Source organism: Psychrobacter sp. UBA3068 (assembly GCF_002366815.1).
Classification (GTDB): Bacteria; Pseudomonadota; Gammaproteobacteria; order Pseudomonadales; family Moraxellaceae; genus Psychrobacter; species Psychrobacter namhaensis.
Genome location: NZ_DFBY01000026.1, coordinates 18,932 through 32,293 on the forward strand (window position 1 = coordinate 18,932; position 13,362 = coordinate 32,293).

The 13,362-nt window shown below is 47.0% G+C and carries 11 protein-coding genes and 1 pseudogene; 4 read left to right on the top strand and 8 right to left on the bottom strand.

Annotation, left to right across the window (positions count from 1 at the left end):
• Window positions 1–109: 109 nt before the first annotated feature.
• The 6 genes and pseudogenes from glmU to hisF all read right to left on the bottom strand — a co-directional run bounded on the left by glmU (window position 110) and on the right by hisF (window position 6,089).
• Complete coding sequence (gene glmU, locus B2P60_RS06545; RefSeq protein ID WP_286740132.1) at window positions 110–1,486, bottom strand: bifunctional UDP-N-acetylglucosamine diphosphorylase/glucosamine-1-phosphate N-acetyltransferase GlmU; 1,377 nt, start codon at window positions 1,484–1,486, stop codon at window positions 110–112.
• Between the two features lie 256 nt (window positions 1,487–1,742).
• Complete coding sequence (locus tag B2P60_RS06550; protein WP_286740134.1) at window positions 1,743–2,372, bottom strand: phosphatidylglycerophosphatase A family protein; 630 nt, start codon at window positions 2,370–2,372, stop codon at window positions 1,743–1,745.
• Window positions 2,373–2,375: 3 nt separating this feature from the next.
• Window positions 2,376–3,407 carry a thiamine-phosphate kinase gene (thiL, locus tag B2P60_RS06555; RefSeq protein WP_286740136.1) on the bottom strand — a complete coding sequence of 344 codons (1,032 nt, stop codon included), beginning with the start codon at window positions 3,405–3,407 and terminating at the stop codon, window positions 2,376–2,378.
• A 26-nt stretch (window positions 3,408–3,433) separates the two neighbouring features.
• Window positions 3,434–4,249, bottom strand: a pseudogene (gene nusB / locus B2P60_RS06560) (transcription antitermination factor NusB); the annotation flags it as partial.
• A 335-nt stretch (window positions 4,250–4,584) separates the two neighbouring features.
• On the bottom strand, window positions 4,585–5,106 hold the full coding sequence (gene ribE, locus B2P60_RS06565) for a 6,7-dimethyl-8-ribityllumazine synthase (RefSeq protein WP_193006488.1): 522 nt from the start codon (window positions 5,104–5,106) through the stop codon (window positions 4,585–4,587).
• A gap of 200 nt (window positions 5,107–5,306) precedes the next feature.
• A complete protein-coding gene (hisF, locus tag B2P60_RS06570; RefSeq protein WP_193006489.1) occupies window positions 5,307–6,089 on the bottom strand; it encodes an imidazole glycerol phosphate synthase subunit HisF in 783 nt (260 codons plus the stop codon).
• 189 nt (window positions 6,090–6,278) lie between these two features.
• Here hisF and B2P60_RS06575 point away from each other — a divergent pair, with 189 nt between their 5' ends.
• Genes B2P60_RS06575 through B2P60_RS06585 form a run of 3 tightly spaced genes read left to right on the top strand, consistent with a single transcriptional unit; the run spans window position 6,279 to window position 8,750 of the window.
• Window positions 6,279–7,463: a homoserine kinase gene (locus tag B2P60_RS06575; protein ID WP_286740139.1), complete on the top strand. Its 1,185-nt coding sequence runs from the start codon at window positions 6,279–6,281 to the stop codon at window positions 7,461–7,463.
• Between the two features lie 48 nt (window positions 7,464–7,511).
• Window positions 7,512–7,826, top strand: a complete 315-nt coding sequence (locus tag B2P60_RS06580) for a hypothetical protein (RefSeq protein ID WP_198334394.1) — start codon at window positions 7,512–7,514, stop codon at window positions 7,824–7,826.
• Window positions 7,827–8,750, top strand: a complete 924-nt coding sequence (locus B2P60_RS06585) for a class II glutamine amidotransferase (RefSeq protein WP_230710292.1) — start codon at window positions 7,827–7,829, stop codon at window positions 8,748–8,750.
• 10 nt (window positions 8,751–8,760) lie between these two features.
• On the opposite strand, the gene B2P60_RS06590 is transcribed toward B2P60_RS06585, so the two are convergent.
• Window positions 8,761–9,300, bottom strand: coding sequence for a YchJ family protein (locus tag B2P60_RS06590; protein WP_230710293.1), 540 nt, complete (start codon window positions 9,298–9,300; stop codon window positions 8,761–8,763).
• Window positions 9,301–9,344: 44 nt separating this feature from the next.
• The gene (locus B2P60_RS06595) at window positions 9,345–10,061 is read right to left on the bottom strand and encodes a metal-dependent hydrolase (protein WP_230710295.1); all 717 of its coding nucleotides are present in this window, start codon (window positions 10,059–10,061) and stop codon (window positions 9,345–9,347) included.
• Window positions 10,062–10,456: 395 nt separating this feature from the next.
• On the opposite strand from B2P60_RS06595, the gene B2P60_RS06600 reads away from it, so the two are divergent.
• Window positions 10,457–13,297 carry an aconitate hydratase gene (locus B2P60_RS06600; protein ID WP_230710297.1) on the top strand — a complete coding sequence of 947 codons (2,841 nt, stop codon included), beginning with the start codon at window positions 10,457–10,459 and terminating at the stop codon, window positions 13,295–13,297.
• Window positions 13,298–13,362 lie beyond the last annotated feature (65 nt).

The following is a 13,362-nucleotide window of genomic DNA, read 5'->3' on the forward strand; positions in this document are numbered from 1 at the left end:
GACGCATACCGTGACGGATTGATAAATATGATGAAGCAGCACCACAAAAATTGCCGCACTGCTTCAGTGTGCTAAAGGATGATTGTCATTGATTTAGCGAATGTATCCGTTACTTTTTAGTGGGGCGCTGGTAATCGTTTTTTTGTGTTTGCCGAGCACGTCCAAACGCTAACGCCTTAGCATCCACGTCTTTGGTAATCACTGAACCGGCTGCCACAGTAGCGGTATCTCCTATGGTTACTGGCGCCACCAAACTGGCGTTAGAACCGATGAATGCATTATCTTCAATAATGGTCTGTGACTTATTGACCCCGTCATAATTACAAGTAATCACACCTGCACCAACATTAACGCCTGACCCGACGGTGGCATCACCAACGTAGCTTAAGTGGTTAACCTTGCTGCCGTGACCAATGGTCGATTTTTTAATCTCGACGAAATTACCCACTTTACTGTTATCAGCCAATACGGTTTGAGGACGCAAATGGGCAAAAGGACCAATATCGACCGCCGCGCCGACTTCGGTACTATCAATCACACAATAAGGCTTGAGGTGACAAGCGTTACCAATGTGGGCATTTTTGATGATACAGCCCGCTTCGATATAGACATTATCGCCTAACGTGCAATCGCCTTCGAATACCACACCGACATCGACGAACACGTCTTGACCAGCAGTCAAAGTGCCACGAATATCAACGCGGGTAGGGTCGGCGAACTGTACACCTGCTTCTTGTAAGTCAGCGACCAGCTTGCTTTGCCATGTACGCTCTAAGCTGGCGAGCTGTTGGCGGTTGTTAACGCCTTCAATCTCAAACGTATGCTCAGGTTCAATGGCGGCAATAGTAATACCGTCAGCGACTGCCATTTTTACGATATCGGTCAGATAGTATTCTTGCTGGGCATTGTCGTTAGACAACTCAGGCAAGTACTTATGTAGTAGCGCATTATCAACGCAATAAATGCCGCTGTTGATCTCTTTGATACCTTGCTCATCAGTATCCGCGTCTTTTTGCTCAATGATGGCAGTAATATTACCCGCTTGGTCACGCTTGATACGGCCGAGTCCAAATGGATTATCAACGGTCAACGTCAGCATAGACACACCATCTGTATTTGCTGTTTTTAATGCTGCTAATGTTTGGCAGCTGACCAACGGCACATCGCCATACAGAATAAGGCTTTGGCCCTCTGTTGGTAGATCAGACAGAGTGACTTTGACCGCATGGCCAGTACCTAGCTGTTCAGTTTGCGCGACCCAAGTGATGGAGGACTGGGTATACTGATTGGTAATTTCTGACTTTACTTGTTCACCACCAAAACCGTGGACAATAATCGTTTCATCCACAGTGAGCTGGTGACAGGTATCTAATACGTGAGCCAATAGGGATTTACCAGCCAGCGTTTGCAGTACTTTTGGCTTGGCCGATTGCATACGTGTGCCTTTACCGGCAGCTAAAATAATCACAGACAGAGACGGTTGCATAAAAATCCTAAACATGTAACTAAATATTTTATAAAGTATAGCCTAAAAGTATCGACAAAAAAGTGCCAACGCGTTCAGGCTTTGTAACCCAGTATGGTCAAACGCTGTAGCACATTACGACGCTAAAAGCAGCAAAAAAACCTGATAGAAAGTTACGGCGATTGATAGTAAGCACTTATCAGCAGTCAAATATATCGCGTTTTACGATTGAGCTTGTCTTTTAATAATCATATGTCACTTATGTCACTTATGTCAGTCACTGAGGTATCAACAAGGGTAGGCTATCAGGAACAAATGTCATCACACTTATAAAAATAACCAGCCACACAACTGCTGCCATGACACCGGCAATAATGTCGTCTAACATCACGCCAAGACCACCAGCCACTTTTTTATCCGCCCAGCCAATCGGTGGCGGTTTTAAGATGTCAAACACGCGAAATAGGATAAATGCCGTCGGTAGCCAACCCCAAAACATCGGCTGCAACAGCATCAACAAGGGGTCCTCAGGTGTCGGGAACACATAAGAAAAAATATAAGACAAAGGTAATAAGGTAATCCACATGCCTGCCCATTCATCCCACACAATGTGCGGATCATCATGTACCTGCATCAAATCAGACGTACGTCCGCAGATCCAAACCCCAACCAAACAAGACAAAATGGTCAGCGCTAAAAAAGGGATAAACCCCAAGCTTATGAGCGGCACGCCTACAATCAGACCACCCGCCGTACCCCAAGTACCGGGTGCACGGCGGGGTAGACCACTACCTAAACCAATACCGAGCCAATAGACCGTACGGTCAAGCATATTGGCATTTACTGGCAGAGGTGGGCAGTCATTGGCTTTACGAATATCGGGCTTAGATAAGTCATGATCGGTCATGGGTTAACCTGCAAAATGTTGGTAACCCGTCAGAGTGGGCCATGTGGAAAACGGAGCGGGATGGGAGGGGGTGACTGACTGTCCTTGATAACACAGCTCAGGACACAGACTTGTCGCCCCTTCTACAGTAGTGTCTGTACTACCTGCTAGCGCCACCACTTCACCAATACAAGTTACTGGCGTACTGCCGTTAGGCGGTTCGATGTGAGCAGGTAAGGTAAAAGCCAGCTCGTAATCATCACCACCCGTCAACTGACACAACAGACGCTCAGACAAATCAACGGTCGCTAATGGCGTGCTAATAGGTAGCTGTTCTAGATGTAGGCGCATACTAACGGCGCTTTGATGACAGACGTGTCCCAAATCTTGATAGAGACCATCAGAGATATCTATCATTGCTGTGGCACCGATTTTTGCCAATGCGGCCCCTAAGGCAATCCTTGGGGTGGGCATGTGCAGACGATGCGCAAGCTTTATACCTTGCACGTTGTCAGGGTTTTGCAACGCGTAACTGGCATCACCAAGTGTGCCTGATGCATAGACTTTATCGCCTACTTGCGCACCTGAACGGTAAACCGCTGGCGTATCAGCAGCTAGAACTCCCTGCGCACTCACGCTCAGTACTAGATTATCGCTGCGTGTGGTATCACCGCCGATTAGGGCCACACCAAATAGCTGGCAAGCATGAAATAACCCTTTGGCAAACTCAGTGAGCCATTCGTTATTTGCTAAACGTTCAGGTAGCGCCAACGCGAGCAAAATACTATGCGGCGTGGCCCCCATGGCCGCAATGTCTGAGACATTAACGGCCACCGCTTTATAACCAATCGTAAAGGCTAGGGTGTTAACCTGTTCCCAGTCGGCACTAAAGTGTCGACCCTGAACGAGTGTGTCAATGCAGCTGACTAAGCGCGAACCTGCAGGCAATGCCATTACCGCGGCATCATCACCAATACCTTTTTCGATACTACTTGAGGGTGGCGGTGCTGCTTGCATTTGTGAAAATATGCGCTCAATCAGCTCAAATTCGTTCATGATCAGTCTTGGCTTTTGGTGTTAGCGTCTTTTTTACTGGCCTTAAACTCACTGATATTAGCACTGGCTTTGCTAGCGCTATTACGTTTGACGCTGGCATTATTGGCACTGATACGCGGTTTGTTTGAGGCAGTTGGTTGGCTGTCACTATCGGTCTCAGGAGCTGTTTCAGTCGTATTAACTGGTTTGGCTTCAGACTGTTTACTGACGGCTTTTTGTGATGTGCGTAGATTGGCTTTGGTGTCTGACTCTACTTCAACGGCACGCAGTTCAATGGCCATTCTATCGAGTACGGCGTTAATCAATTTATGGGCATCAGTCGCCCCAAAATGATTGTTGAGCTTCATCGCCTCATCAAGCACTACTTTATATGGAATCTCTAAACGATTCTGTAGCTCATAAGCCCCAATCAATAAAATGGCGTGTTCAACGGTATCCAGTTTATCAATGCCACGATCAAGATGCTGGCTGATAAGGGCATCTAGCGCTTCAATCTGCTCTGGGATATCGCGCATCATCTCGTGATAATAGCCGATGTGTACGGTATGCATGGCATTGGTCGCGCGTGTACGAGCGGCGATGTCATGTGGGGGATTGGCTTTCCAGCCAAGTTTACCATCTATATCAAAGCGGCGATCAGTGACAAGCCATTCGTATAGGCCTTGCATGGCAAAGCGCCGTGCCTTACGGATGGCAGTGTGACTGGTCTTATAAGAAGACTCACTCATATCGAAGGTTTGATCGCCCGCACTACTGCTCGCTATACGGGTAGCTTCAGCTTGTTGATCATTGGCTTGTGCGGTTTTCGCAGCGCTAATAGCGCGCTTGAGTTGGTCAGTCATAGGGGGTCTGTACCTAAATTTTTGAGATAATACCTAACCAACACATCAGTCAGCAACGGGTGCCATGGAAATCCTCAAACGTACCGCTTATAGGGCGTGTGTTTGCGTCTTTCACTACTTTATATTTTGGAAAAGGTATAGAAATACGGCGAAAATTCAATAAACAATCAGTGTTTTATCGTTGGTTATAGCGGCTATTTAATTGTCGTTATTATCAACAAGTAGCCGCTAAAAGCAAACGTTTAGACTAGACAACGTGAATCATTGGGCCTTCGTTTGAACAAAGAGCGTTGACACAGCGGTAGCTGAAACAAAGGCCGCTTGATTAATAACGCTTAAGCATCATCGCTATCATCATCAATATCTAGCTGTGAGAGCACAGCAATCATCTCTAACACAACCATAGCCGCTTCAGAGCCTTTATTACCAGCTTTGGTGCCAGAGCGTTCGATGGCTTGTTCGATACTGTCGGTCGTCAATACGCCATTGGCCACTGGGATATTGTAATCAATAGCCACGCTGCTTAAACCTTTGGCAGATTCGCTTGCGACAAAGTCAAAATGCGGCGTGCTACCACGGATAATCGCGCCTAAAGCAATAATGGCATCAAAGCGATCAGATTCCGCAGCGCGCTGAGCAACCAATGGCAACTCAAAAGCGCCCGGCACGCGAATCACGGTAATATTGCTACCCAATACGCCGTGACGCAAAAGCGCATCAATCGCACCATCTACCAAAGATTCAACGACAAAACCGTTAAAACGACCAACCACAATACCGATACGGACATCGGTGTTTTGATGCAAATTACCATCGATATGGGTGACGTCATTGCGCTGCTGTTGTAAATTCGACATAAAAGATCCTTTGCTTAATTGGCTTGTAATGGGGATATAGGAGTAAACGAATCGCTAAATACAGTAGAGAGGTTTAAATAACTTGTTTGACTGTTTACTCGTGAATAAATAGTCAAATGAATGGGTAGTTAAATGAACAAAAATAAATGGTTAGCGCTATGATAACATTTTTTCTAATTTATTGGCATTTTACCAATGTCTTATAAACGCATCTGTATACCTTGTGCTGCCATGTATTCTTTGGCTTCTAAAACCGTATACTCACCAAAATGGAAGATACTGGCGGCGAGCACTGCATCGACGCCGCCTTCTAAGACGCCTTCGGCCAAATGTTGTAAGTTACCAACGCCGCCTGAGGCAATCACAGGGACGTTGACGCAGCTGGTGATGTGTTGCATGAGCGCCAAATCATAGCCTTTTTTGGTGCCATCACCATCCATCGAGGTGACCAACAACTCGCCTGCACCCAGCTCTGCCATTTTGCTGGCCCACGCGACGGCATCAATACCAGTGGGCTTGCGACCACCATGGGTAAAAATCTCCCAACGCGGCATAACAATGCCATCAACGGTAATATCATCGACGCGTTTGGCATCAATGGCCACAACGATACACTGATTACCGAATTTTTGCGCGGCTTCGCCCACAAATTCAGGGGTAAAGACAGCGGCTGAATTAATCGCGACTTTGTCCGCGCCAGCATTCAGCAAATTACGAATATCGGCGATTTTACGCACGCCACCGCCGACCGTTAAGGGCACAAATACGGTTTCTGCCATACGTTCAACAGTATGATAGGTGGTGTCGCGCTCATCATTGGTGGCAGTAATGTCCAAAAAGGTAATCTCATCGGCGCCTTGCTCGTTGTAGCGTTTTGCCACTTCGACAGGGTCGCCTGCGTCTTTAATATCGACAAACTGCACGCCCTTGACCACGCGGCCATTGTCCACGTCCAAACAAGGAATGATACGCTTTGCTAACATAGGGTCTTTCACCTTATAATCAATTCATTCGTAAGCGCTAGTCTAGCAAAATCACTGCCCTTTCAGGCAGGTTTTCGCAAGATTATTACGCTTTTCGCCACAGTTTGTTCATACGCGGTACAATTACTGTTAGTACCCTCTATATCCACCTTGTTTAGCTTCTTATTCAATTGCCAAAAGTGAGATGTCATGTCTGTATATACCCAGTTAACCGATGACCAATTCGCCGCCTTTTGCCAAAGCTTTGGCGTGTCATTTGCCCGTGCCATTCCGATTACGCAAGGCATCAAAAACTCTAACTGGTTTATTCAAACGACTGACGACGCAGCAGGCGCGCACTCTTACGTGTTTACCTTATTTGAAGAGCGTCCTCCTGCTGATATCGAAAAGATGGCAGTTATTCTCAATCAGTTGGATGGCAAGCTACCCGTTGCCGCGCCACTCGCCGTGATTGAGCCCGATGCGGCTAAAACGGGCTCTGATGGCGATAAACGCTATGTGATCCATTATGAAGACAAAGCGATTACGCTGGTGCCTTGCCTTGCAGGAGCGCATCCAGAACAAACCACCCAAGCGATGTGTCATGAGATTGGCGCTGCCTTAGCATTGTTACATGAAACCCTGCAAGCCTTGCAACCTAGCGAAAAATATGGCGTGCCTTTGTATCCATGGAGCGAGGTACGCGACCGTGAGATCCAATTTATGCCAAGTGACGAAGCCAAGCTGATGAGTGACATTTGGCGTGCTTATACCGATTTACCACTTGCAACCTTGCCAAAAGGCTTGTGTCATCTAGATATGTTTGCGGACAATACCTTGTGGCATTTGCAAAAAGGCGAGGCGCGTTTGACGGGGCTATTAGACTTTACCGAGGTCAGTGCCGAGCATTACGTCATGGATATTGCCATTACCATTAATGATTTTTGTACCACGTGGGGCGACGCTGAGCAAGGCGAATCGGTGAATTTTGACCGCAGTAAAATGGCAGCCTTTTTACAAGGATATGAGTCTAAGCGTCCTCTTGGTACTGATGAAAAGCGCGCTTTACCCGTGATGCTGGCCAAAGCGGCGGTTATTTTTTGGTTATTGCGTCTAAATGTGATCCACTATAACCGTACGGAAGGGCGTACGGGCGACAATATCATGGTCAAAAACCCTGACTTAATGAAACGTCTGTCTGCTTATCATTGGGCGCACGTAGAAAAAGCGCAAAGTACCGTTTTTATACTCTTAAATGCGGACGTGAATGTTGAGCAAGGTAGTCACATAATAGGTGTCTTTAGCAGTATTACCCAAGCGGAACAAGCGCGTGACGACTTATGCCATAGCGGTAACATGTCAATCAAAGAATATACGCTAGATCACTGTCTGTAAACACGGCTTATTCATTTATTCCTGTCTCTACATTATAAAGGTGCTCCCATGACCGATCAAATTGATAACTGGCACAAACTGGCACGTTATGACACCAATATGCAAGGCGAGCTGCATGCCAATCTGCTACGCAATAACGGTATTACCGTCTCCTTGCAACCGCTAAGCGCGATGCCAGGTATGAACTCAGGGGTTGTATTGTGGATACAAGATACCGATCTGGCACATGCCCAGCGTATTCTAAATAGTATCGATACGGAGGGAGACACCGCTCCTTATGAGATGCTTGATGAACCGGCAGACACCACTATAAATGCCACTTTAAATCCTGCAAAAGACAACGATAACGGCGGTAATCTATAAATGTGTCAACTCTTAGGGATGAACTGTAATACGCCAACCGATATTGGTTTTAGCTTTGCCGGTTTTCGCAAGCGCGGCGGCATGACTGACAGCCATGAAGATGGCTTTGGCATTGCGTTTTTTGAGCGTAGTGACTGCTCTAATCATGAACGCTCCAATCGTGACGAATCGGTAAATACCTCAACTGGACTGCGCTTGTTTCACGACAACCGTCCCAGTCACTTATCGCCCGTTGCCGATCTGGTCAATAACTATCCCATTAAGGCCATGAATGTCATCGCTCATATTCGTAAAGCCACCCAAGGGCAGAACTGTTTGGCGAATACCCATCCTTTTGTCCGTGAAGTCTGGGGCGAGCAGTGGGTGTTTGCTCATAACGGGCAGATGAATAGTGAGTTTATTAAACGCTGTCAGCGTCTACAAGACAATGGTAACGCCGCGCATTGCCAACCCGTCGGTTCAACCGATTCGGAAATGGCGTTTTGTTATTTGGTCAATCGCCTAAAAAGCAGTTTTAAAACCCGCCCTGATGACCAAACGCTGTTTAATTTTTTGACCACGCAATGTCGCTATTTATCGGCCAATGGTTTGTTTAATTGCTTGATATCAAACGGCAGGTGGCAATTGGCTTACGCGGGTAGTTTGTTGTTTTATCTCACGCGCCAAGCACCGTTTGGTGAGGCGAAATTGGCCGATGATGATTTGGCGATTAATTTTGGCGACGTCACCACCGATAAAGACAAAGTAACGATTCTAGTGACCGTGCCGCTCACTGAAAATGAAAAATGGCAGCAGCTTGCGGTCAATGAGTGTCTTATCTTTCAAGACGGCGACGTGATTTACAAAGACAGTCCTAGCCAGCGTAAGTTTTTAACAATTGAGGAAGGAGTTGCGATTGCCCGAGCGGTTGGGGCAAGTGTTTAAGGCTGCGCTGTTAAATCAAATAACTCCCACAACAGCGTTTAAACTTTTCTCCAGACCCGCAAATACACGGCTGCTTTTGGGTGACAGTCATCGCCACTGTTGGGTCTAAAAAATACCAGCGCGCGTCATGATGTGCTTTGTCTGTTACCTTTACAAAGGCAGACAGCTCATGATGCGCCTGTATACCGTCTACGGTATTAAAATAGGCCTTAAACGCCACCTGTGCGTGGCGCTTACCAAGCTGTGGCACGTGTTGTACGATTGCCAATCCTGCCCAATCTGTCTCTTTTGCCCACGTTTCAATCGCTTTTTCATCAAGCAATGCTTGCTGGGCGGGTAACGTGGTCTTGACGATATAATCGGGTTTTACCAAAACAAAGGCGCTGTATCGCGTGCGCATCAGTCGCTCGGCTGTGTCCGCTGTGATACCGCCCAGCCGAGTAACGTCGTCATGATAGGGCTGGCAGCAATCCTGATACGCCAATACCGAGCTGATAGCGTTTGAGACTGGAGTGATCTGGCAAGGACAAGTGTGTAGGTTGAATGGCATACTTTACTCTGATGTTTATGTTGGTTTGAATGGCGGTATAGATTTTAACGCAGCATGTTTTCTATCATCTCAGGCAGCATACCCACTTTTAGCTGAGCCCATGCTGAAGGGTTACTTAGTCTTGACCAAAACAGCTCAAAGGGCGGGGCGGCGTATACCAATAGCACCACAGTGGCATATAAAAGCAGATACCACCATTTGTCTTTGTGTTGATAAAACTTCATGGCGGTACCGGATGAGCGCTTCATTTTCATGTTAGACAAGTTGACGCTATATAGCTCATCTAATAACAAATGTACCAATGCACCGATAAACAGAAATGAACCATAAAACCAGCTGGTCGTCAGTGGCAGCTGCAACCCGTAGTAGCTGAGGCAGGTCAACCCCAATCCCAGTATCGCCATGTAAGGGACAGAATGGATCACGCCACGATGCACGGTTATGGTGGTAAAAACAGAGAAAACCACATACCGCATAAAGCCGTAACCAATCAGCCATAACACTATTAACGCCAGTAGGCTCAGCTCACTGCGCCAGTGCATGACCAAACCAAAGGCAAATATAAAAGAGATAATGTTGAAACCCAGCTTGATTGGGGTTGAGTTATCAGAATCTAAATCTGGCAACAATCCGCCGATAGTGCCAAGCGCCACACACATCAAAAACCCCGAATCATCAATCAATCCCGCTTTATAAACCGTTAAACTTAGCGTACCACTGACCATGAAAGCGACATTTAAGTGGGTGTTAAAATTTGCCATAAGAACTCATTAATAAATAGCGCCAAAAACTGCCATATCAAACCGCTTATCTAGCAGTAAAAAAGCGCTACATCATACCATAGACCGACCGTACGTCTAATAGGAATGGCTCTTATCTATAGACCATGAAACCCTTATTACGGTTACGATTATGCCACGATTTGACAACGTCTAGGCGTTAACAAATGACCCTATGTTTGTTATGGTAATAGCAAGTTATTGTTAAGTATTAAATAGATGCTTATCTATTTTGTGACCTCAAACCTATGTCTCCCTATTTCCAACAGTGGATATTGTGAATAAAAATGGATCAATCATCTGTCTAGCCACCACTCCTTAGCCCAAGCATACCAGCGTTTGCGGTTAGGGTTTATAACAACGATAAGGAAGCTACCATGAGTGACATTTTCAATGTAAAAGACACTATCTCGGTCGATGGCAAGGATCATGCCTATTACAGTTTGCCCAAGTTGACCAAAACCTTTGAGAACATTAGCAAGCTGCCATTTTGCATGAAAATCGTATTAGAGAATCTATTACGGAATGAGGATGGTGGTCAATCTGTCGGTGAAAACCATATCGAAGCCGTTGCCAATTGGGATGCGGGCGCTGAAGCGTCAAAAGAGATTGCCTTTATGCCAGCCCGTGTCGTCTTGCAGGATTTCACGGGTGTGCCATCGGTGGTCGATTTGGCAGCCATGCGTGATGCCGTGGTTGAGCTGGGCGGTAAAGCGGAGCAAATCAATCCGTTTATTCCGAGCGAGCTTGTGGTCGATCACTCAGTGCAAGTGGATGCTTATGGCCGCGAAGATGCGTTGGATCTGAACGAAAAAATTGAATTTAAGCGCAATAATGAACGTTATGAGTTCTTGCATTGGGGTCGTAATGCTTTTGAAAACTTCGTTGTGGTACCACCAGCGACGGGCATTGTGCATCAGGTAAACCTTGAGTACTTAGCACGTGTGGTCATGGCAGCCGAAGTGGAAGGCGAGCTGACAGCGTATCCTGATACCGTGTTTGGGACGGACAGCCATACGACGATGATTAATGGTATTGGCGTTCTTGGTTGGGGTGTGGGCGGTATTGAAGCAGAAGCGGCAATGCTCGGCCAGCCATCCTCCATGCTCATTCCTCAGGTCGTCGGTTTTGAGTTGACGGGTAAGCTGACTGAAGGCGTCACCGCAACGGATTTGGTATTACGTGTGGTAGAGATGCTACGGGCCCATGGCGTAGTGGGTAAGTTTGTGGAGTTCTATGGGGAGGGGCTGCACAGTATGCCGCTCGCTGACCGTGCCACCATTGCCAATATGTCACCAGAATATGGCGCGACGTGTGGTATTTTCCCCATCGACCAAATGGCGATTGATTATCTGCGCCTATCGGGTCGTAATGAGACGCAAATTGAATTGGTCGAAAAATATGCGAAAGCACAAGGTCTATGGCACGATGCTGATACGCCAGCTGCGACCTACTCAAGTAAGCTGGAGCTGGATTTAGCGTCCGTACAGCCAGCCCTTGCTGGTCCTAACTTGCCGCAGCAACGTATCAACCTGTCTGACATGCACGAAAAATTCGGTGAAACGTTAGCAAAAATGACCAAAGACCGCAAATCAGAAATCGAAGGTAAGGTACGTTTTGATCAAGAGGGCGGCGAGCAAGTACAAGCCGAAACTTTAGCAGCGGAACCAAAGATTGAGGTTGACACACATAGTGAGGATAACAGTCAGTATCAGCCTGCTAACAATGTGTTCTCAAACGTCAATATTGATGATAAGCAGCATGAATTACGTGACGGTTCAGTGGTCATTGCAGCCATTACTTCTTGTACCAACACCTCAAACCCTGCGGTCATGATTGGGGCAGGTTTGGTTGCCAAAAAAGCGGCGGCAAAAGGCCTCAAAGCCAAGCCTTGGGTAAAAACTTCATTAGCGCCAGGGTCTAAGGTGGTCACAGACTACCTAGAAAAAACCAAACTGATGGATGAGCTAGAAAAAACCGGTTTTTATCTAGTGGGCTATGGTTGTACGACCTGTATCGGTAACTCAGGACCACTTCCTGAAGAAATCGAAAAAGGTATTGAAAAAAACGATTTGGTTGCTGCTGCCGTGTTATCAGGTAACCGTAACTTTGAAGGTCGTATTCACTCCCATGTTAAGGCCAGCTACTTAGCATCGCCGCCACTGGTTGTCGCCTATGCCTTGGCGGGGACGGTCGATATTGACTTGACGACACATCCACTAGGACAGGATCAAGACGGCAATGATGTGTTCTTAAAAGACATCTGGCCTACCTCAGAAGAGATTAATGAGCTGATTGCCAACAATATTGATGCGGATATGTTCCGCAAAAACTATGGCGAAGTGTTCGATGGTAGCGCAGCGTGGAATGCGATTAGCTCGGCGGACAGTCAGCTGTATCCATGGGATGAAGGCTCAACGTACATCAAAAACCCACCGTTCTTTGATGGTATGACGATGGAGCCAGAAGGTATTCCTGATATTGAAGGTGCCCGTATTTTAGGTTTGTTTGGAGACTCAATCACCACCGACCACATCTCACCAGCAGGTAATATCGATCCAGACTCGCCAGCGGGTAAATACTTACAAGAGCGCGGCGTGATGGAAGCGGACTTCAACAGCTATGGTTCACGCCGTGGTAATGATGCGGTCATGACCCGTGGTACTTTTGCTAATATTCGCATCAAAAACACCATGATGAACGGTAAAGAAGGTGGCTACACTTATTACTTCAAAGATGATAACGCGACGCTAGCAGATGGCGAAGAAATGCCTATCTATAACGCTGCGATGAAGTATAAGGAAGACGAGCGCCCATTAGTCGTGCTTGGCGGCGCAGAATATGGCTCTGGCTCTAGTCGTGACTGGGCGGCCAAAGGCACGATTTTACTTGGTGTAAAAGCGGTGCTGACCAGCTCGTTTGAGCGTATTCATCGTTCGAACCTAGTCGGTATGGGCGTATTACCATTGACCTTCAAAGACGGTGAAAACGCAGACACCTATCAGCTTGATGGGTCAGAAGTGCTTAGCATCACTGGTTTGGATAATGGCGAGAGTAAGACCGCGACAGTCACGGCTACCCGTGCTGATGGCTCGACGGAGACCTTTGATGTCAACGTGATGCTACAGACGCCAAAAGAGCGTGAGTATGTGCGTCATGGCGGGGTGTTGCACTATGTCCTACGTCAATTGGCCGCGGATAGTAAAAACGCTGCATAATGGCTCGTTAGTCTTAGTATGATAAAAGCCCAATCCCAGACAAAGTAGGGGATTGGGCTTTTTTT

What these genes read in the sequence shown, in the direction of transcription:
- B2P60_RS06580 (WP_198334394.1), top strand. Translation starts at nt 7,512, where the DNA reads ATGACCGATCAAATTGATAACTGGCACAAACTGGCACGTTATGACACC.
- thiL (WP_286740136.1), bottom strand. Translation starts at nt 3,407, where the DNA reads ATGAACGAATTTGAGCTGATTGAGCGCATATTTTCACAAATGCAAGCA.
- B2P60_RS06575 (WP_286740139.1), top strand. Translation starts at nt 6,279, where the DNA reads ATGTCTGTATATACCCAGTTAACCGATGACCAATTCGCCGCCTTTTGC.
- B2P60_RS06600 (WP_230710297.1), top strand. Translation starts at nt 10,457, where the DNA reads ATGAGTGACATTTTCAATGTAAAAGACACTATCTCGGTCGATGGCAAG.
- glmU (WP_286740132.1), bottom strand. Translation starts at nt 1,486, where the DNA reads ATGCAACCGTCTCTGTCTGTGATTATTTTAGCTGCCGGTAAAGGCACA.
- hisF (WP_193006489.1), bottom strand. Translation starts at nt 6,089, where the DNA reads ATGTTAGCAAAGCGTATCATTCCTTGTTTGGACGTGGACAATGGCCGC.
- B2P60_RS06595 (WP_230710295.1), bottom strand. Translation starts at nt 10,061, where the DNA reads ATGGCAAATTTTAACACCCACTTAAATGTCGCTTTCATGGTCAGTGGT.
- B2P60_RS06585 (WP_230710292.1), top strand. Translation starts at nt 7,827, where the DNA reads ATGTGTCAACTCTTAGGGATGAACTGTAATACGCCAACCGATATTGGT.
- B2P60_RS06590 (WP_230710293.1), bottom strand. Translation starts at nt 9,300, where the DNA reads ATGCCATTCAACCTACACACTTGTCCTTGCCAGATCACTCCAGTCTCA.
- ribE (WP_193006488.1), bottom strand. Translation starts at nt 5,106, where the DNA reads ATGTCGAATTTACAACAGCAGCGCAATGACGTCACCCATATCGATGGT.
- B2P60_RS06550 (WP_286740134.1), bottom strand. Translation starts at nt 2,372, where the DNA reads ATGACCGATCATGACTTATCTAAGCCCGATATTCGTAAAGCCAATGAC.